Source organism: Streptomyces sp. NBC_00247, from assembly GCF_036188265.1.
Taxonomy (GTDB): Bacteria; Actinomycetota; Actinomycetes; order Streptomycetales; family Streptomycetaceae; genus Streptomyces.
This window is the reverse complement of sequence record NZ_CP108093.1, coordinates 3,977,066-3,994,502: the sequence shown is the minus strand read 5'-3', so window position 1 is coordinate 3,994,502 and position 17,437 is coordinate 3,977,066. Positions and strand designations below refer to the sequence as shown.

At 72.8% G+C, this 17,437-nt stretch carries 16 protein-coding genes; 9 read left to right on the top strand and 7 right to left on the bottom strand.

Annotated elements, in window-relative coordinates; translation table 11 throughout:
- Positions 1-54 precede the first annotated feature (54 nt).
- The 3 genes from OHT52_RS17140 to OHT52_RS17130 all read left to right on the top strand — a co-directional run bounded on the left by OHT52_RS17140 (position 55) and on the right by OHT52_RS17130 (position 2,344).
- Positions 55-1,356 (top strand): aminotransferase class I/II-fold pyridoxal phosphate-dependent enzyme, encoded by a 1,302-nt coding sequence (locus OHT52_RS17140; protein WP_443046599.1) that lies wholly within the window; start codon positions 55-57, stop codon positions 1,354-1,356.
- A 116-nt stretch (positions 1,357-1,472) separates the two neighbouring features.
- Entirely contained in the window at positions 1,473-2,024 is a 552-nt protein-coding gene (locus OHT52_RS31505; RefSeq protein WP_443046598.1) for a DMT family transporter, read from the top strand.
- On the top strand, positions 2,021-2,344 hold the full coding sequence (locus OHT52_RS17130) for a DMT family transporter (protein WP_328721088.1): 324 nt from the start codon (positions 2,021-2,023) through the stop codon (positions 2,342-2,344). Before OHT52_RS31505 ends, OHT52_RS17130 begins: the two co-directional genes overlap by 4 nt.
- A gap of 47 nt (positions 2,345-2,391) precedes the next feature.
- Here the strand turns inward: OHT52_RS17130 and OHT52_RS17125 are convergent, their stop codons facing one another.
- Complete coding sequence (locus tag OHT52_RS17125; protein WP_328721087.1) at positions 2,392-3,033, bottom strand: TetR/AcrR family transcriptional regulator C-terminal domain-containing protein; 642 nt, start codon at positions 3,031-3,033, stop codon at positions 2,392-2,394.
- Between the two features lie 81 nt (positions 3,034-3,114).
- On the opposite strand from OHT52_RS17125, the gene OHT52_RS17120 reads away from it, so the two are divergent.
- Entirely contained in the window at positions 3,115-4,554 is a 1,440-nt protein-coding gene (locus OHT52_RS17120) for an FAD-dependent monooxygenase (RefSeq protein WP_328721086.1), read from the top strand.
- A gap of 44 nt (positions 4,555-4,598) precedes the next feature.
- Here OHT52_RS17120 and OHT52_RS17115 read toward each other — a convergent pair whose 3' ends face one another.
- Positions 4,599-5,291 (bottom strand): hypothetical protein, encoded by a 693-nt coding sequence (locus tag OHT52_RS17115; RefSeq protein WP_328721085.1) that lies wholly within the window; start codon positions 5,289-5,291, stop codon positions 4,599-4,601.
- 290 nt (positions 5,292-5,581) lie between these two features.
- Between OHT52_RS17115 and OHT52_RS17110 the strand changes: the two genes are divergently transcribed.
- Positions 5,582-6,769, top strand: a complete 1,188-nt coding sequence (locus tag OHT52_RS17110) for a low temperature requirement protein A (protein WP_328721084.1) — start codon at positions 5,582-5,584, stop codon at positions 6,767-6,769.
- A gap of 27 nt (positions 6,770-6,796) precedes the next feature.
- Here OHT52_RS17110 and OHT52_RS17105 read toward each other — a convergent pair whose 3' ends face one another.
- The 4 genes from OHT52_RS17105 to OHT52_RS17090 all read right to left on the bottom strand — a co-directional run bounded on the left by OHT52_RS17105 (position 6,797) and on the right by OHT52_RS17090 (position 10,430).
- Complete coding sequence (locus tag OHT52_RS17105; protein WP_328721083.1) at positions 6,797-7,792, bottom strand: DMT family transporter; 996 nt, start codon at positions 7,790-7,792, stop codon at positions 6,797-6,799.
- 255 nt (positions 7,793-8,047) lie between these two features.
- Positions 8,048-8,590 carry an O-acetyl-ADP-ribose deacetylase gene (locus tag OHT52_RS17100; RefSeq protein ID WP_328721082.1) on the bottom strand — a complete coding sequence of 181 codons (543 nt, stop codon included), beginning with the start codon at positions 8,588-8,590 and terminating at the stop codon, positions 8,048-8,050.
- Between the two features lie 61 nt (positions 8,591-8,651).
- Positions 8,652-9,626, bottom strand: a complete 975-nt coding sequence (locus tag OHT52_RS17095) for a GNAT family N-acetyltransferase (RefSeq protein ID WP_328721081.1) — start codon at positions 9,624-9,626, stop codon at positions 8,652-8,654.
- An 84-nt stretch (positions 9,627-9,710) separates the two neighbouring features.
- Positions 9,711-10,430 (bottom strand): CPBP family intramembrane glutamic endopeptidase, encoded by a 720-nt coding sequence (locus OHT52_RS17090; RefSeq protein WP_328721080.1) that lies wholly within the window; start codon positions 10,428-10,430, stop codon positions 9,711-9,713.
- Between the two features lie 218 nt (positions 10,431-10,648).
- Here OHT52_RS17090 and OHT52_RS17085 point away from each other — a divergent pair, with 218 nt between their 5' ends.
- Both OHT52_RS17085 and OHT52_RS17080 read left to right on the top strand, forming a co-directional pair.
- On the top strand, positions 10,649-12,376 hold the full coding sequence (locus OHT52_RS17085) for an alpha/beta hydrolase (RefSeq protein ID WP_328721079.1): 1,728 nt from the start codon (positions 10,649-10,651) through the stop codon (positions 12,374-12,376).
- Between the two features lie 155 nt (positions 12,377-12,531).
- The gene (locus OHT52_RS17080) at positions 12,532-14,586 is read left to right on the top strand and encodes a serine/threonine-protein kinase (RefSeq protein ID WP_328721078.1); all 2,055 of its coding nucleotides are present in this window, start codon (positions 12,532-12,534) and stop codon (positions 14,584-14,586) included.
- Positions 14,587-14,710: 124 nt separating this feature from the next.
- Here the strand turns inward: OHT52_RS17080 and OHT52_RS17075 are convergent, their stop codons facing one another.
- Positions 14,711-15,211, bottom strand: a complete 501-nt coding sequence (locus OHT52_RS17075; RefSeq protein WP_328721077.1) for a cupin domain-containing protein — start codon at positions 15,209-15,211, stop codon at positions 14,711-14,713.
- 98 nt (positions 15,212-15,309) lie between these two features.
- On the opposite strand from OHT52_RS17075, the gene pip reads away from it, so the two are divergent.
- Both pip and OHT52_RS17065 read left to right on the top strand, forming a co-directional pair.
- Entirely contained in the window at positions 15,310-16,293 is a 984-nt protein-coding gene (gene pip, locus OHT52_RS17070; RefSeq protein WP_328721076.1) for a prolyl aminopeptidase, read from the top strand.
- A gap of 124 nt (positions 16,294-16,417) precedes the next feature.
- Positions 16,418-17,413, top strand: a complete 996-nt coding sequence (locus tag OHT52_RS17065) for an aldo/keto reductase (RefSeq protein WP_328721075.1) — start codon at positions 16,418-16,420, stop codon at positions 17,411-17,413.
- Positions 17,414-17,437 lie beyond the last annotated feature (24 nt).

The following is a 17,437-nucleotide window of genomic DNA, read 5'->3' as shown; positions in this document are numbered from 1 at the left end:
TATCCTCGGCATGGTGCCGTCCGGCACCGAGCGGGACCCGCGAGAGGACACACCGTGACCACCGAGCTGAGCTCCGACGCCCTGAGCGCCCCCGGCGCCCCGAGCGACCTGGGCGCCCTTGTCGACCGCGCCAGGCAGGACTACGAGGAGCTGGCCGGCCGTGGCCTCTCCCTCGACCTGACCCGGGGGAAGCCGGCGCCCACGCAGCTCGATCTCTCCGAGGACCTGCTGAGCCTGCCGGGTGGCCGCCACACCGCCGCCGACGGCACGGACGTGCGCAACTACGGCGGCCTCCAGGGCCTGACCGAGCTCCGAGAGATCTTCGCCGAGCAGCTCCAGGTACCGGTGGCGCAGCTTCTCGCGGCGGGCAACTCCAGCCTTGAGCTGATGCACGACTCGCTGGTGCACGCGATGCTCAGCGTGCTGCCGGGCGCCGAGTCGCGCTGGGTGGACCAGGGCCGGATCGCGTTCCTCTGTCCCGTCCCCGGCTACGACCGGCACTTCGCGCTGTGCGAGCGGTTCGGCATCGACATGATCCCCGTGCCGATGACCGGGTCGGGTCCGGACATGGACGTGGTCGAGCGCCTCGTCGCGGAGAACCCGGCCGTCAAGGGCATCTGGTGCGTCCCGAAGTACAGCAACCCGGACGGCGCGGTCTACAGCGACGAGACCGTCGCCCGGCTGGCCGCGATGGAGACCGCCGCGCCCGACTTCCGCGTCTTCTGGGACAACGCGTACGCGGTGCACCACCTCACCGAGGAGCGGGTGGAGATCGCCGACCTGCTCGCCGCGTGCGACGAGGCCGGGAACGCGGACCGGGTGTTCGTGTTCGGCTCCACCTCCAAGATCACCCTGGCGGGCGCGGGCGTCGCCTTCTTCGGCTCGTCCCCGGCCAACGTGAAGTGGCTGCTCGCCAACAACTCGAAGCGGTCCATCGGCCCGGACAAGGTCAACCAGCTGCGGCACGCGATGTACCTGCGCGACGCGGACGGCGTGCGCGACCTGATGGATCGTCAGCGTCTGTCGCTCCAGCCGAAGTTCGAGGCCGTGCAGCGCATCCTCGAAGCCGAGCTGGGCGGTACGGGCCTCGCTTCCTGGACGAAGCCCAAGGGCGGCTACTTCGTGAACCTGGAGGTCGAGGAGGGCTGCGCGAAGGAGGTCGTGCGACGCGCCGGTGCGGCCGGTATCGTCCTCACTCCGGCCGGTGCCACCCACCCGTACGGCGACGACCCGAGCGACTCCGTCATCCGTATCGCCCCCAGCTACCCGACGCAGGGTGAGCTGGAGGAGGCCATCTTCGGCCTGACCGCGTGCGTGCGGGTCGTCGGGTACGAGAAGCGGCTCGCCGCGAAGTAACGATTCCGTGCGGGCCGCACTCCGACCCGCCATGCGTTCAGGCCGGCCCGCCTCCCCCGCCCGGGGGGAGGCGGGCCGAAGTGCGCCTGAACAGGCCCCGGGGAAGGACCCTCGCGTTGACGGACGACAACAACCCGGACGACAACAACCCGGACCACAGGAACACCGACGCCACGGACACCGACAGCACGGACACCGACGCCACGGACACCGGCGGCTCCAAAAAGTGGCTGTTCCTCGTCGGTGCGATCGCCTCCGAGGTCGCGGCGACGCTCGCCCTGCGGGCCGCCCTCGACGACGGGCCGTGGTACGTACTGGTGGTCGCCGGTTACGTCACCGCGTTCACGATGCTGGCACTGGTCCTGCGCGAGGGCATGCCGATCGGCGTGGCGTACGGGATCTGGGGCGCGAGCGGCGTCGCGGTCACCGCCGTACTGGCCGCGTTCCTCTTCGGGGACCCGCTGACCTGGATGATGGGCCTCGGCGTGGTGGCGGTGGCCGGCGGGGTGATGACCGTGGAGATCGGCGCGCAACGCGCCACGGCCGCCCGCGAGCAGGCCGCAGCCGTCACGGACACCCCCGCCACCGCCGGGCCCCGCACCACCGCCGGGCCCCCCGGCACGGCAGACCCCGGCACTCCCCCCGAGCCCGAGGAGACCACCCCGTGAGCTGGCTCTTCCTGATGGGCGCGATCCTCTGCGAGGTCAGCGGCACCCTCGCCCTGCGCGCCTCCGAGGGCTTCCGCAAGAAGGTGTGGCTGGCGCCGGTCCTGGTCGCGTACGTCGCCTCCTTCGGCTGCCTCGCGCTGGCGCTCTCCCACGGCATCGCGATCGGTGTCGCCTACGGCATCTGGTCCGCCTGCGGGGTCGCGCTGACCGCCGTCCTCGCCCGCCGCCTCTTCGGTGAACCCCTCACCCGGCTGATGGGCGCGGGCATCGTACTGATCGCCGGGGGCGTCCTGCTGATCGAAGCGGGCGCCCACCCGTAAGACCCGGCGGCGCCTGTGGAGGCCGTCACCCGCCCGGGCCGCGTCGGCTACCGCTCCCGCCGCCCGCCGCCCAGGATGCGGCCGATCCCGTCCTCGAAGCGGGCCGGGAAGGTGTCCGCCGAGAGCACCGGGAGCGCCCTGCGCAGCGCGGGGTACTCCCCCTCCGCCACGGCCGCGCGCAGCCGGTCCTCGTCAAAGCCGGTCATCGCCTGCTCCTCCTGAGTGAGGCCGAGGGTGAAGTACGTCAGGGCGTAGAGCGTCCACGCCGCCGACTCGTCCGTCGCTCCGCCCGCCACGAGGGTGTCGAGCAGGGTGTCGGCGAACCGCAGGGTGTGCGGTTCGGCCGCGTAGGTACCGGTCACCAGGGCGGCGCCGTCCCGGTGCGCCAGCAGGGACTTCCGGTAGCGCCGCATCAGCTCCCACGCGCGCTTCTGCGCGTCCTCGGGCAGGTCCTCGTACGAGAGGGACCCCGCGAGGGCGTCGGCCAGCAGCTCCAGCAGCCGGTCCTTCGTCTTGATGTGCCAGAGCACGGTGTTCATCCGTACGCCGAGCCGGTCCGCGACCGCGCGTGTGGTGACCGCGTCGAGTCCCTCCTCGTCCAGCAGTTCCAGCGCGGCGTCCACCACGGCGGCGGGCGTGAGGCGGGCGCGGGGCTGGTTCGTCGAGGAAGCGGATTGCTTTTTGGTCACTGACCTAGTTTAGTTCGGATCAATCATTGGTCACCGACCAAGAGCATTCCGGAAAAGCCGAGAGCACCGAGGAGAGCAGCCATGGAACCGAACACCGTGACGGAACAGGCCGAGGTCGTCGTCGTGGGGGCGGGCCCCACCGGGCTCTGGCTCGCGGCCGAACTCCGCCTTCAGGGCGTCCCGGTGACCGTCCTGGAGGCCAGGACGGAGCCGAGCCCGCACTCCAAAGCGCTCACCGTGCACCCGAGGACGGTGGAGATCCTCGCGATGCGCGGGCTCACCGAGGTCATCGAGGCGGGCACCCCGATCCCGTCCGGCCACTTCGGGGCACTGGCGAGCCGGCTGGACTTCCGGGGCCTGGACACCCCGTACCCCTTCACCCTGCTCCTGCCCCAGGTGCGCACCGAAGCACTGCTGGAGGCCCACGCCCGGACGCGCGGCACCGACGTCCGGCGCGGGCACCGGGTGACCGGCCTGGAGCAGGGGCCGGAGTCCGTCCGCCTCTCGGTGGACGCGGCCGAGGGCCCGTACGCGGTCGACGCGCGGTACGTCGTCGGCTGCGACGGCACCCGCAGCACGGTACGGAAGGCGGCGGGAATCGCCTTCCCCGGCACCGACCCGACGGTCTGGGGCTGGCTGGCCGACGTCGCCCTCGACGCGCCGCCCACCGGCCCGGTCACCGAATTCGGCGCGGCGGGCGGGGTGATGGCCGTACCCCTGCCGGACGGGCTCACCCGCTTCGTCGGCATCGACGCGGCGGGCGACCGGCCGGACGGCCCGGAGCCGACGCTGGAGGAGGTGCGGGCTTCGGCCGTACGGGTCCTGGGGACCGACTTCGGTATGCGCGACCCGCGTTGGCTCTCCCGCTTCGGCAACGCCACCCGCCAGGCGGCCACGTACCGGTCCGGCCGCGTCCTTCTCGCGGGGGACGCCGCGCACATGCACTTCCCCGCCGGGGGCGTGGGCCTCAACGTCGGCTTCCAGGACGCCACCAACCTCGGCTGGAAGCTGGCCGCGACCCTCCTCGGCACGGCCCCGGAGGGACTGCTCGACTCGTACCACTCCGAGCGCCACCCGGTGGGCGCCCGGCTCCTCGCCTCCACCCGGGCGCAGACCGCACTGATGACCGCCCACACGGTCGAGGGGCAGGCTCTGCGCGCCCATCTCTCCGAACTGATCGACCGGGTACCGGAGTTCTCCCGCGCACTGGCCGAGCAACTCGGCGCGCTCGACGTCGGCTACCCGCCGGCCGACCCGGACACCGCCCACCCGCTGACCGGCACCCGCGCCCCCGACCTGGCGTTCGCCGAGGGCGGCAGCCTCTTCGCGCTGCTGCGCGAGGGCCGGCACGTGCTCCTCGAACTGGGCGGCGGGCCGGATGCCGCGCCGGCCCTCACGGAGGGCGCTCTGCCGCACGGCACCCTGCGCCGCACGGCCCGCCCGGCGGAGCCCACCGGGCGGTGGAGCGAGCTGCGCTCGGTACTGCTCCGCCCGGACGGGCACGTCGCGTACGCCGCCTGAGCCTGCGTCCGGGGCACTCGCACACCGCAGCCGGGACGGCGGGTTCAGTCCAGTTGGCGGGAGAGCTCCCGGGAGCACGAGCGCCGCCGCTCGCCCTCCGGCGTGTAGGTGAACGAGTCGCGGAAGGCGGCGGCGCCACCGACACGCACGGCGAGCAGGACCGGCTCCGTGTGCTCGGCGGTCCAGCCGCAGAGCGCGTCGGGCCGGGTGCCGTTCCAGAGGTGGAAGCAGACCATCGGGGCGGCCGGATCGGCGGTGACGTAGCCGAGCGTCTTGCCGTACCGGGGGTTGGAGCCGCCGAACCGCACCGAGGGCGGCCCGAACGCGGCCGCCACGTCCGACCAGCTCCGGTCCTCCCGGCCCACCCACTCCTGCGCCGTCGCGCGCAGCCGGGCGTACTCCACCGCGTCCAGCACCCGTACCGCCCGCAACCAGCCGAGCCGGTGCGCGAACTCCGCGTAGAGCGAGACCACGGCGTCCGCCGGGCCGTCCGCGTGCAGATGCCGGGCGAAGGCGCCCTTCGCCCCGTTCGCCGACCAGGCGCCGGACGCCTCCCAGGCCGTTTGCTGCTCGTGCCACACCACCGGTCGGCCCTCCACGTAGAGAAGGTCCTCGCACATCATCCGGAGGACCAGCTCGTCCCCCCACATCCCCGGTCGTCTCAGCACCGAGTTGAGCCGGTCGACGAAGTGGGCACGGATGTCCGCAGCGGGCACGAGGGCATCGGGAGAGATCACCGCGCCAGTCTTTCGTGTCAACGTTCGACGCGCATGCGTACGAAGAATTTCTTGGGAGATTGCCCAGCCCGACGCGCTCCTGCCCGCCCGCGCCCCGCACCGCGCTCCTGCCCGCCCGCGCCCCCTTCCCGCCGCCCCGCGCACGATCACCGGGTGCGAACCGTGCCCCATGGACGGATCGCGGGACCGCCGGGCGAGGATGAACCCGAAGGCCCGCACGGCACGAGCCGCGCGGGCACCCGGTACACAGCGCAGGTCACACGGCACACGCGCGGCGTTAAGGACGGAACATGGCTGAGCGTACGGTCCCTCTGCTGCGGACGATGCGGGCACGGAACCCCGAGGAGGAGCACCGGGCGTCGACTCCGCTGGAACTGCTCTTCGACCTGACCTTCGTGGTCGCGGTCTCGCAGGCCGCCTCGCAACTCCATCACGCGCTGGCGGAGGACCACGTGGGAACCGGGCTGGCCGGTTACGCGGCGGTGTTCTTCGCCATCTGGTGGGCCTGGATGAACTTCACCTGGTTCGCCTCCGCGTACGACACCGACGACGTGCCGTACCGGCTGGTGACCCTGCTCCAGATGGCGGGCGTGCTCGTGCTCGCCGCCGGGGTTCCCGCCGCCTTCCAGGACGGGGACTTCACGGTCGTCGTCATCGGCTACGTCATCATGCGCGTCGCGATGATCGCGCAGTGGCTCCGGGCCGCGACGCAGCACCCGGAGGGCCGCCGGTGCGCCCTGCGGTACGCGACGGGCATCGGCGTGGCGCAGATCGGCTGGGTGGCCAGGCTGGCGGTCCCGGACGGATGGCAGGCGGCCACCTTCGTCCTGCTCGTACTGGTCGAACTGGCCGTTCCCGCGTGGGCCGAGTCCGGCGGCAACACCACCAGCTGGCACCCGGAGCACATCGCCGAGCGGTACGGCCTCTTCACCATCATCGTGCTCGGCGAAGTCATCCTCGCCTCGCTCGCGGCGGTCCAGTCCGCCGTGTCCGACCACGGGCTTTCGGCCCCCGTCCTGCTGATCGCGATCGGCGGTCTGCTGCTGGTCTTCGGCCTGTGGTGGATGTACTTCACCGGCGGCGAGATCGGCCTGCCCACCCTGCGCTCCGCCCTGACCTGGGGATACGCCCACTACGGTGTCTTCGCGTCGCTGGCCGCCCTCGGCGCCGGGCTGGAAGCGGCCGTGGACGCCGCCGAACACCACGCGCACCTGTCCGAGCGGACCGCCTCGCTGGCCGTGGCCGTACCGGTCACCGTCGTCCTCGTCCTGCTCGGCGCCCTGCACCGCATGACCGGCACCGGCGGCGCGGAACACACCGCGGTCGTCGCGTCCGGTGCGCTCGTGGTCCTCGCGCTCGGCTTCGCCGGTCCGGCCCTGGACCTGGGCGGCGCGGTACTCGGCATGGGCCTGGCCGTCGCCGCCACCGTGGCCGCCGACGCGGCGGTCCTGCGACGGCGCGCGGCGGGAACCCGGTAGCGGGCGCCCACGGCGAGGTACGCCCGGTCAGCGGCGCGGAGGCGACTGTACGGACGGTGTCGGCGTGGCGTCGTGCTCGCTGAGGGCCCGGGGGTGCTGCGGTGCGGTGCCGTGGTCGCGCGAGAACCTCGGTGGTGGCGCGGACCGCGCCTTTGTGGGCGAGGGGCGACGGGAGAGGACGCCGATGGTGGCACCCGCCAGGACCAACGAGGCCCCCAGGAGTTGCAAGCCCGTCAGCCCGCTGCTCAGCAGCACCGCGCTGGCGACGATGCTCACCACGGGCTCCAGCATGCTGCCGATCGAGGCCCGCGTCGGACCGATCAGGGTCATCCCGAGGAAGAAGCAGAGAATCGCCACGACCGTGGAGGCCAGGGCCAGACCGAGCACCCAGAGCCACCCCCGGAACGCGAAGTCGAACCTCAGGTCGCCCGTGGCCATCCCGTACAGCAGGAAGGAGACCGCGGTGGCCGCCGAGACGAAGGCCGTGATCACCACGGGGTGCACACTGCCGCTCACCCGGTCGCCGTACATGATGTAGGTGGTGTAGACCCCCGCGGCACCGAGCACTTGCAGGACGCCCACGACGTTCAGGTCCGACCCGATGCGACCCAGGACGAGTGCCACTCCCGCGAAGGACGCCAGCATCGACCCGACGATCGCCAGTGAGGGTCTGTCCCGGCCCACGGCTGCGGACACGATGGCCACCAGGGCCGGGTAGACGTACAGCAACAGAGCGGCCAGCGCGGGCGAGATGTGCTTGACGGACGAGAAGTACAGCGCCGACTGAGCCATGTACAACACCCCGCCCAGCACGCCCAACCGCAGCAGGTCCGCCCGCTTCGGGAGGCCGGTGCGGCGCGCGTGGTGGATCGCGTAGGGGAGGAAGACCACCGCTGCGAGAGCGAAGCGGAGGAAGAGCAGCGTGCTGACGGTCAGCCCGTCGCGGTAGGCGAACGTGGCGAAGACGGGCATGAACCCGAAGCCGGCAGCGGAGAGCCCGATGAGCAGGTACCCCTTCAGCATCCGTGACCTTCTTCTCTGCGGGACGGGCGTCCGGGCTGCACGTGACATTGGTGGAGGGACGAACGAACAGAATTGAACGGTGTCCCGCACGGCAGCCACAAGCGCCCCGGAAAAGTTGGCGGCAATCACCACCCCACGCCCCGCCGCACACCCGCCGCCGAATCCCTCACTCCGCAGGTGGGGCACAGAGTGGGCCCGCCGGGGTGTCACCCCTCAGGGGTGCCGGTTCCCGCCACCGTCCCCCGCACGCCGGTCCTACGACGAGGGGTGATCCCCCTCCGCGAGCGCCCGCTCGAAGCACGCGTACGCGTCCTCGTCGAAGAGGACGAACCGAACCTCGGCGACCGGGAGCCGGGCCTCCTCGCTCACCGTGCGCAGGGCGAGACGGGCACCGTCGTCCATCGGCCAGCCGTAGATCCCGGTCGAGATCGCCGGGAACGCCACGGAGCGCGCGCCCAGTTCGGCGGCCACCCTGAGGGACTCGCGGTAGCAGGACACCAGGAGCCCGGACCGGTCCTCCTCCCGCGACCAGACCGGGCCGACCGTGTGGATCACGTGATCCGCCCGCAACCGCCCGGCGGTCGTGGCCACCGCCTGCCCGGTGGGCAGGCCTTTGCCGTACCGCGAAGCGCGCAGATCACGACAGGCGTCCAGGATCTCCGGGCCGCCCTTGCGGTGAATGGCACCGTCCACCCCGCCCCCGCCCAGAAGCGAGGAGTTGGCGGCGTTCACGAGGGCATCGGCGTGCTGTTCGGTGATGTCGCCCCGTACGAGCGTGATGATGGGCTTCGTCGTCATGGAGCCATCCTCGGGCGCCGGAGCCGGACGCACCATCCCCGCGGGCGCGGGGAGCACCGCCTCAGTCCGCCACGCCGGGTCCCGCCGCGTCAGCCGGCTCCTTCCCCGACTCGCGCTGGAAGAAGACCGACCGGTGCGTGGGCAGGTAGCCGAGCGCGTCGTTCACCGCGCGCATCGGGGCGTTGCCGTCCGCCGTGTCCGTGATCAGGCCGGTGAGGGCGGGGTGGGCGGTCAGGGCGGTACGGATCGACTCGGCCTTCATCCAGCGCGCGAGGCCGTGGCCGCGGTGGGCGGGCAGGACTCCGGTGCCGTAGTGCAGGCCGTCGCCCGCGCCGTCGCCGGGGACGACCAGTTCGGTGAAGCCGACGATCGTGCCGTCCGCCTCGTCGACCGCCGCGACCGTGTGCAGGAGTTCGCCGCGCCGCTCGACGGCGCGGGCGGCGGCTCGTACCCGGTCCACGTCCCAGACTTCCGCGCCGTGATCCATCTCGTCCATCGGCATGTCGTCCATCGCCCACCGCGAGCCGGCGAACGTCTCGGCCAGGTCGTCGGGGACGGTGCCGCTCCAGGAGATCAGCCGGTAGCCCGGGTGCGGCTCGGCCGCGAGGGCGGCGAGCGCGGCCGGGTCGGTGTCGGCGGTCGCCAGACGGGCGAAGGTCAGGGTGAGGACCACCCGGAAGCCACGGGCCGTCAGGAACGCCGTGGCGCCCTCCCCGTCGGCTCCGTCCGCCCCCGCCACCTGGACCGTCACCGTGCGGCGGCCCTCGCCCCGGGCACCCGCGAGGGCCGCTTCCAGGAGGCGGGTTCCGGTGCCGGTGCGGCGGGCGGCCGGGTGGACGGCGATGTCCAGTTCGGCGAGGTGGTCCCGCCCCGGGGAGGTGAAGAGCCGCAGGTACGCCGTCCCCACCGGGTACGCGGGCGGATCGACGCCCGCCGGTCCAATACCTCCGCCGGGCACCTCCTCCGCCAGCCAGACGAGGCGGTGGGAGGACGTGCCGTGGTCCGGCTCGGCGAGCGGGGTGACGCGCAGCGGCAAGGGTCTTCTCCGTCGAACGGGGCGCGGCGGGGCGAACGGGGACCGGAGGAACGTACCCGGACGCACGGAGCCCCCGCAACGGCGTTACCGCAGGAGGAAACCGGTCAGGTACCCCAGCGCGTTGGTCGCCCAGTGCAGGCCCATCGGGGGGAGCAGGCTGCCGCTGCGGCGGCGCAGCTCGCAGAAGAGGACGCCGGAGGCCGCGGTGAACAGCACGGCGCCGATGTCGGCGACGACCGCCGCGAGCACGGTGCCGGTGGAGGAGGTGCCGAAAAGGCCGGAGAGCGCGGGCTTGTCACTGGCCAGGTGGAGCGAGGGGAGGATGTGCCACATCCCGAAGAGGACGGACGAGACGACGGTGGCGGTGACCGTTCCCCGGGCGCGTACGAGGAGCCCGTACAGCACCCCGCGGAAGGCGACCTCCTCCAGCAGCACGGTGCCGACGGGGACCTGGATCAGCATGCGGTAGGCGACCTCGGCGCCGGAGAGGCCGCTGTTGCGCTGGTCCTCGAAGAGGTCGCGGGTGGCGGGAAGCAGCGCGCCGACCAGGTAGACGAGTCCGACCAGGCCGATCAGTACGGCGGCCCAGCGGGCGCCCTTGGCCCAGGTGCCCCGGCCGAGACCGGCCTCGGGCCAGGTGCCGCCGGACCACTTCCACACGGCGAGCAGGACCGGGGTGACGACCAGGGAGACGACCAGGCCCCAGCCGTGGAGGAAGACGTGGTTGACGAGGTTGGTGGCGACCAGGATGGCGATGGTCAGCGCGATCGCCCCGTTCAGGGGAAGCCGCCGCCCCTCAGCCATGCCGTCTCCTTCTCCCCGCTCTCTCCCCAGGTGGGTCCACTCTCGGCGCCGCCCCCGGCCCGGGCAACTCAGGGCTGTCCCGCGTGGACGCCACCCCCTGCCGCGCCCCCGCAGGGATCACGGCCGTCACAGGGTGTCGCCGTCCGGTGGCGTACCGTGCCGCCTAGCGTGCCTCTGGAGCGGCCGGGTGACGGCGGCCGAGACGACCGGGAGGCCCCATGACCGACAGTGGCGGAGCGACCCGGGAGGGGGAGCGGCCCCGGCCGGCCGCCCGCCTCGTCCGGCGCCCGGTGGTGCGGCGCCGGCCCGGCTGGACGGGAGTGGTCGTGGCGGTGCTCTTCTACGTCGTCTCGTTCACGCCCTCGCTCATCCCCCGCTCCTGGCTCGTCCAGTCGCTGGCGGCCGGGGTCACCGCGGCGGCCGGCTACGGCGTGGGGGCGGTCCTGGGGTGGTTCGCGCGGCGCTGCGGGGCGCGACCGGGCGGGGCGACGCGCCGGTGGGCGTGGCTGATGCTCGTACCGCTGGGGGTCGCGGCCGTCGTCGCGGTGACCGTGCGCAGCGTGCGCTGGCAGGGCGACGCGCGGCGGGCGGTCGACATGGAGCCGGGGTTGGTGTGGTGGCAGTGGGCGCTGGTGCCTTTCGTGGCGCTGCTGCTCTGCGCGCTGCTCGTCGTGCTGGCCCGGTCCGTCCGGCTGGGCACGCGCACGCTGGCGCGTCCGCTGGAGCGGCTGGTGCCGCGCCCGTGGGCGCTGATGGTGGCGGCCTCGGTGGCGGTCGTCGTGGTGGTGGGAGTGGTCCAGGGCTTCCTGCTGCGCGGGGTGGTGAACCTGGTGGAGAGCAGTGCGTCGTTGACGAACGGGTCGACCAGCAAGGGGATCGCCCGGCCTCTGCTGCCGACGCTATCGGGCAGTCCGTCCTCGCTGGAGAGCTGGTCCTCGCTGGGGAAGAACGGCCGGGACTTCGTCGGTCACGCGTCCAGCCGGGCGGAGATCTCCGCGTTCACCGGCGGTCCGGCGAAGGACCCGGTGCGGGTGTACGTCGGCCTGGAGTCCTCGGCGACCCTGCGGGGCCGCGCGGACCTCGCCGTACGGGAACTGGAGCGGACCGGCGCGTTCCGCCGGAAGGCGCTGGTGGTGTTCGGTACGACGGGCAGCGGCTGGGTCAACGAGAGCCTCGCGAAGCCGCTGGAGTACATGTACGGCGGCGACAGCGCGGCGGTCGCCCTCCAGTACTCCTACCTGCCGAGCTGGCTCTCGTTCCTGACCGAGAGCGAGGCCGCCGTGGCCGGTTCCGCGCTCTTCGACGCCGTGTACGCGCACTGGTCCGCGCTGCCCGCCGGTGAACGCCCACGGCTGCTGGTGTCCGGCGAGTCCCTCGGTTCGTACGCCACCGAGGGCGCGTTCGACGGCGAGCTCGCGAGGATGACCGCCCGCAGCGACGGCGCGCTGCTGGTCGGGCCGACCCTGCGCAACCCGATGTGGGAGCGGCTCGGCAGGGCCCGCGACCAGGGCACTCCGCTCTGGCTGCCGGTCTACCGGGACGGCCGCACCGTGCGGTACGCCCGCCGCGAGGAGGACTTCGGCAGGCCGGCGGGGGCCGTCTGGGACGCGCCCCGGGTCGTGTACCTCCAGAACGGCTCCGACCCCGTCACCTGGTGGTCCCCCGATCTGCTGACGTCTCGGCCGCAGTGGCTGGTGGGGCCGAAGGCTCCGGACGTCTCCCCCGGGATGCGCTGGTATCCGGTCGTCACGTTCTGGCAGGTGACCTGCGACCTGGCGGCGGCCGACTCCGTGCCGGTGGGATACGGGCACCGGTTCGGCACCCTCCCGGTCGCCGCCTGGGCCGCCGTGACCCGGCCGTCCGGGTGGACCGGCGAGGACACCGCCCGCCTCGAAGAGACTCTGGAACGGAAGCAGGAGCAACAGGACAAGCAGCAGGAGGAGTGAATGTGCGGGGGAGACGGCCGAGGAGCGGGGTCCCGCACTCCCGCGCCCCCGTCCCGCCACCTTCCGAAGCGTGACATAACCGCAAGTCCGGTGACCCGTTTCGGCACTGACGGACCGTCTACCCTGATGCTTCCATGTAGTGCTCAGGGGGTCGCATGCGCAGCGAGGGAACGGCCGACGAGCCGGAAACGGGCTTCGACGGCAGTCCCGGTGGCGGTCGGCAGCCCACCGGGCCGCAGCACGCCGAGCCCCGGCACGCGGGGGCGCACGGCCCCGGGGACGAGTCCGACGAGTCCGTCGTGGAGCCCGTCGGTGACCCCACCGGCCCGGAGTTCCTCGGGGACGCGCCCGAGCCCGCCGGTGACACGCACGGCACCGAGCCCGAACTCCACCCGCACATGGTGATCGCCGACCGCTACGAACTCCAACGCCAGCTGGGGCGCGGCGGTATGGGCGTCGTCTGGGAGGCGCTGGACAGGCGCCTCGGGCGGCGGGTGGCGGTCAAGGGGCTGCTCTACCGGGGAGCGGTGGAACCGGAGACGCAGGCGCAGTGGGTCGAGCGGGCGCGGCGCGAGGCGCAGGCCATCGCCCGGATCGGGCACCAGAACGTCGTGGCGGTGCACGACGTGATCGAGGCCGGCAACCAGGTCTGGATCGTGATGGAGCTGCTCAACGCACGCTCTCTGGCCGATCTGTTGCGCGAGCAGCGCAGGCTGCCGGTGGCGCAGGCGGCCCGGATCGCCCTCCAGGTGCTGCGCGGGCTGCGCGCGGTGCACGAGGCGGGAGTGCTGCACCGGGACGTCAAGCCGCACAACGTCCTCTTCCGGCCCAACGGCCGTGCGCTGCTGATGGACTTCGGCATCGCCACCTTCGAGGGCGCCGTCCAGCTGACCAAGTCGCAGGAGATCATCGGCACACCGAAGTACCTGGCGCCGGAGCTGGTCCACCGGGGCGGCGAGGCGCTGCCGAAGCCGGGCACCCCCGCGTCCGACCTGTGGTCGCTGGGGGTGACGCTGTTCGAGATGGTCGAGGGCCACGCACCCTTCCGGGGCCTCAGCTCGTACGAGATCTTCATCGCCGTGTACGAGCAGCCGCTGCCCGCGATGGCGCACGCGGGACCGCTCGCCCCCGTCATCGGGGCGCTGCTCCGGAAAGATCCGCTGGAGCGGCCGACCGCCCGGGAGACCGAGGCGATGCTGATGGCGGTCACCAGTGACCCTCCGGCGCTCGACCCGCCGACCCACCGCCGGAACGAGGGCCTCCGGCTCCCGGCCGGCGACGGGAACGCCGGCGCGGGAGACGACGGTGGCAACGGCAAGGGACCGGCGTCGGGCGGCGGCGGTTCCCGTCGCCGGGCCGTACTCGCGGCGGCGGCGGTCGGGTGCGCGGTGCTGCTGGCCGGCGGCACCTGGCTGACCTGGCAGAAGATGGCCGCGCCCGCGCCCACGTACAAGAAGGCGCACGCCGAGCTGAAGATCGGGGTGAAGGAGGACCAGCCCGGACTGAGCCAGCGCCAGACGGACGGTTCGTACGCCGGGTACGACATAGACCTCGCCACCCGGATCGCGAAGCGGATGGGCTACGGGGCGAAGGACATCCGCTTCGTGCCGGTGAACAGCGAGAACCGGGCGTCGATGCTCTCGGCGGGGCGTGTCGATCTGGTGATAGCGAGCTACAGCATCACCCCGGAACGCAAGCAGCAGGGCGTCGTCTTCGCGGGGCCGTACTACACGGCACTGCGCAGCTTCCTCGTGCGCAAGGACGCCGAGCACGCGTACACCGACGCCGCCGAGCTGATCAACGACAACGCCCAGATCTGTACGGTGCGGGGCTCCACGTACGAGAAGTGGCTGACCGACACCGGGTACAACCTGACGAAGCGGCAGAGTTCGTACCAGCTGTGCGTGGACTACCTGCTGGACGACAAGAGCGGGATCTCCGCCGTGTCCACCGACGACATCATCCTCGCCGGGTACGTCGGGCAGGACCCGGACAAGCTCCAGCAGATCAGCAACGCGGGCGGCGCCGAGGGGTACGGCGTGGCGATGGTGCCGGGCGAGCCCGAGCTGAAGAAGGAGGTGTGCGACGCGTTGCGGGCGATCGTGAACGGTCAGGAGTGGGAGGACCTGTACGCCGAGCACCTGGCATCGCTGATGGCCAACGAGTCCGCACCCAACCGGCCGAAGCTGACCGAGTGCGAGGACTCCTGAGCGCTCCTCAGGTGGGCGCGAGGACTCCTGAGCACTCCTCAGGTGGGTGCGAGGACTCCTGAGCGCTCCTCAGGTGGGCGCGAGGACTCCTGAGCACTCCCCGGAGGCGCGCCCCGGTCGTCGCTCACCGCCCGCCCAGCCGCTCCCCGCACTCCGCGCAGAACTTCGGCGCCCGCCCCTCCGCGAGCCGTCCGCACTCCGGGCAGACCCGGTCCAGCGCGCACGGCGCCTCGCCGCCTTCGGCCTCCCGCACCCGGGCACCGGGCGGCGCGGAGGCGATCGTCAGGCCGGGGCGGCGGCGGTGGACGGTGAGGTAGGCGAGGCCCTCGGGCCCGGCCGCGACGGAGCGGCGGGAGGTACGGGGCAGCCAGGTGACCGTGGTCGGGGCGAGCGGCAGCGCGGTCTCCCCGGTGACGATCAGACCGCTGCCCGCGAGGACGACGAGGAGCACGTCGAGGGTGTCCTCCTGGTGCTCGCCGACCTCGGCCCCCGGCGGCAGCCGCACCAGGTTGGCGTCCAGTTCCCGCCCCCGTTCGGCGAGTTGCCAGAGCGCGCCCCTGCCGTCCGGGCCCGCCCGGGCGAGCGCGTCGGCGAGTACGGCGAGGTTCCTGGGCACGGCGTTCACGCCCCCGAGCGTACGCCCGGGGGCGCGCACCGGGCCGCTCCCCTCCCGCCGGGCAGCCCGTAGGCTGATCGTTTCCCCCCTCACCGAGAAGGAGCCGCATGCACCGCGAACCCGACGCGAGTTACCCGCCCGTCGAGCCGTACGACCACGGCATGCTCGACGTCGGCGACGGCGACCTCGTGTACTGGGAGGTGTGCGGCAACCCGGCGGGGAAGCCGGCGCTCGTCGTGCACGGCGGCCCCGGCTCCGGCTGCAAGCCCTGGCCGCGAAGGTACTTCGACCCCGAGCTGTACCGGGTGGTCCTTTTCGACCAGCGTGGCTGCGGGCGCTCCACCCCGCACGCTTCCGACCCCGCGGCCGGGCTGCGGCACAACACCACCCCGCACCTGATCGCCGACATGGAGAAGCTCCGCGTCCACCTCGGCATCGGGGCGTGGCTGCTGTTCGGCTGGTCCTGGGGGTCGACGCTCTCCCTCGCGTACGCCGAGACCCACCCGGAGCGCGTCACGGAGCTGGTGCTGTCGGGCGTCACCACGACCCGCCCCAGCGAGATCGACTGGCTCTACCGGGGGGCCGGGCAGATCTTCCCCGAGGCCTGGGACCGTTTCCGCGCGGGCGTCCCGGAGGTGACGGCCCCCCGGCCCTCCGCCACCGAGCTGGTCGCGGCGTACGCCCGGCGGACGGAGAGCGCCGACCCCGGCGTACGGGAACGGGCGACGGCCGACTGGTGCGCGTGGGAGGACGCGGTGCTGTCCCAGGAGGGGATGCCGCCCGCGTTCACCAGCAGGCCCTCCCGGGACCGGCTGGCGCTCGTCCGGATCTGCTCGCACTACTTCGCGCACGCCGCCTGGCTGGAGGACGGGCAGCTGATCCGGGACGCGGGGCGGCTCGCGGGCATCCCGGGGGCACTGATCCACGGCCGGTTCGACCTGGGCGCCCCGCTGACGACCGCGTGGGAGCTGGCCCGCGCCTGGCCGGACGCGGAGCTGACCGTCGTCGCGGACGCCGGACACCTGGGCGGCGCCGCGACCTCCCGCGCCGAACTGGCGGCGCTGGACCGGTTCGTGGGCAAGCCCGCCTGAACCGCCGGGGCCTTTCGTCGGGAGCAGGCTGGAGCGGGGAGCCCCGCGAGCCCGGAATGATCCCGCCGAAAGGCCCCTGAGCCCCCTTGCTTCGAGCACACTCGAAGGAGTTGGGTGGGCAATCATGAAGTACACGCAGCTCGGACGCACGGGCCTCAAGGTCAGCCGCCTCGTTCTCGGGACGATGAACTTCGGCCCGCAGACCAACGAATCCGACAGCCACACGCTCATGGACGCCGCACTGGACGCGGGCGTCAACTTCTTCGACACCGCGAACGTCTACGGGTGGGGCGAGAACAAGGGCCGTACCGAGGAGATCCTCGGCACCTGGTTCGCGCAGGGCGGCGCCCGCCGCGACAAGGTCGTCCTCGCCACCAAGGTCTACGGCAACATGGGCCCGGACGGGGAGGCGTGGCCCAACCACGACAAGCTCTCCGCGCTCAACATCCGCCGTGCCGTCGACGCCAGCCTCAAGCGGCTCCAGACGGACCACATCGACCTGTACCAGTTCCACCACGTCGACCGGTCCACCCCGGCCGAGGAGATCTGGCAGGCCATCGACGTACTGATCCAGCAGGGCAAGATCCTGTACGCGGGCTCCTCCAACTTCGCCGGCTACAAGATCGCCCAGGCCAACGAGACGGCCAAGCGCCTCGGCTCGTTCGGCCTGGTCAGCGAGCAGTGCCTGTACAACCTGATGGCCCGCGACGCCGAGATGGAGGTCATCCCGGCGGCCCAGGAGTACGGCCTCGGGGTCATCCCCTGGTCGCCGCTGCAGGGCGGGCTGCTCGGCGGCGCGCTCCGCAAGGAGCGCGAGGGCGGCGGCGCCCGGTCCACCACCGGCCGCTCGGCCGAGGGACTCGCGGACCCGAAGGTGCGCGCCCAGATCCAGGCGTACGAGGACCTGCTCGACAAGCACGGTCTCGAGCCCGGCGAGGTCGGCCTGGCGTGGCTGCTGACGCGGCCGGGCATCACCGGCCCGATCTCGGGTCCGCGCACCCGCGAGCAGCTCGACTCCGCGCTGCGCGCGGTGGAGCTGGAGCTGTCCGAGGAGGTGCTGGCCTCGCTGGAGGAGATCTTCCCCGGTCCGGGCCCGTCCCCGGAGAGCTTCGCCTGGTAGTCCCGGTACGTTTTCGCGCGTCCC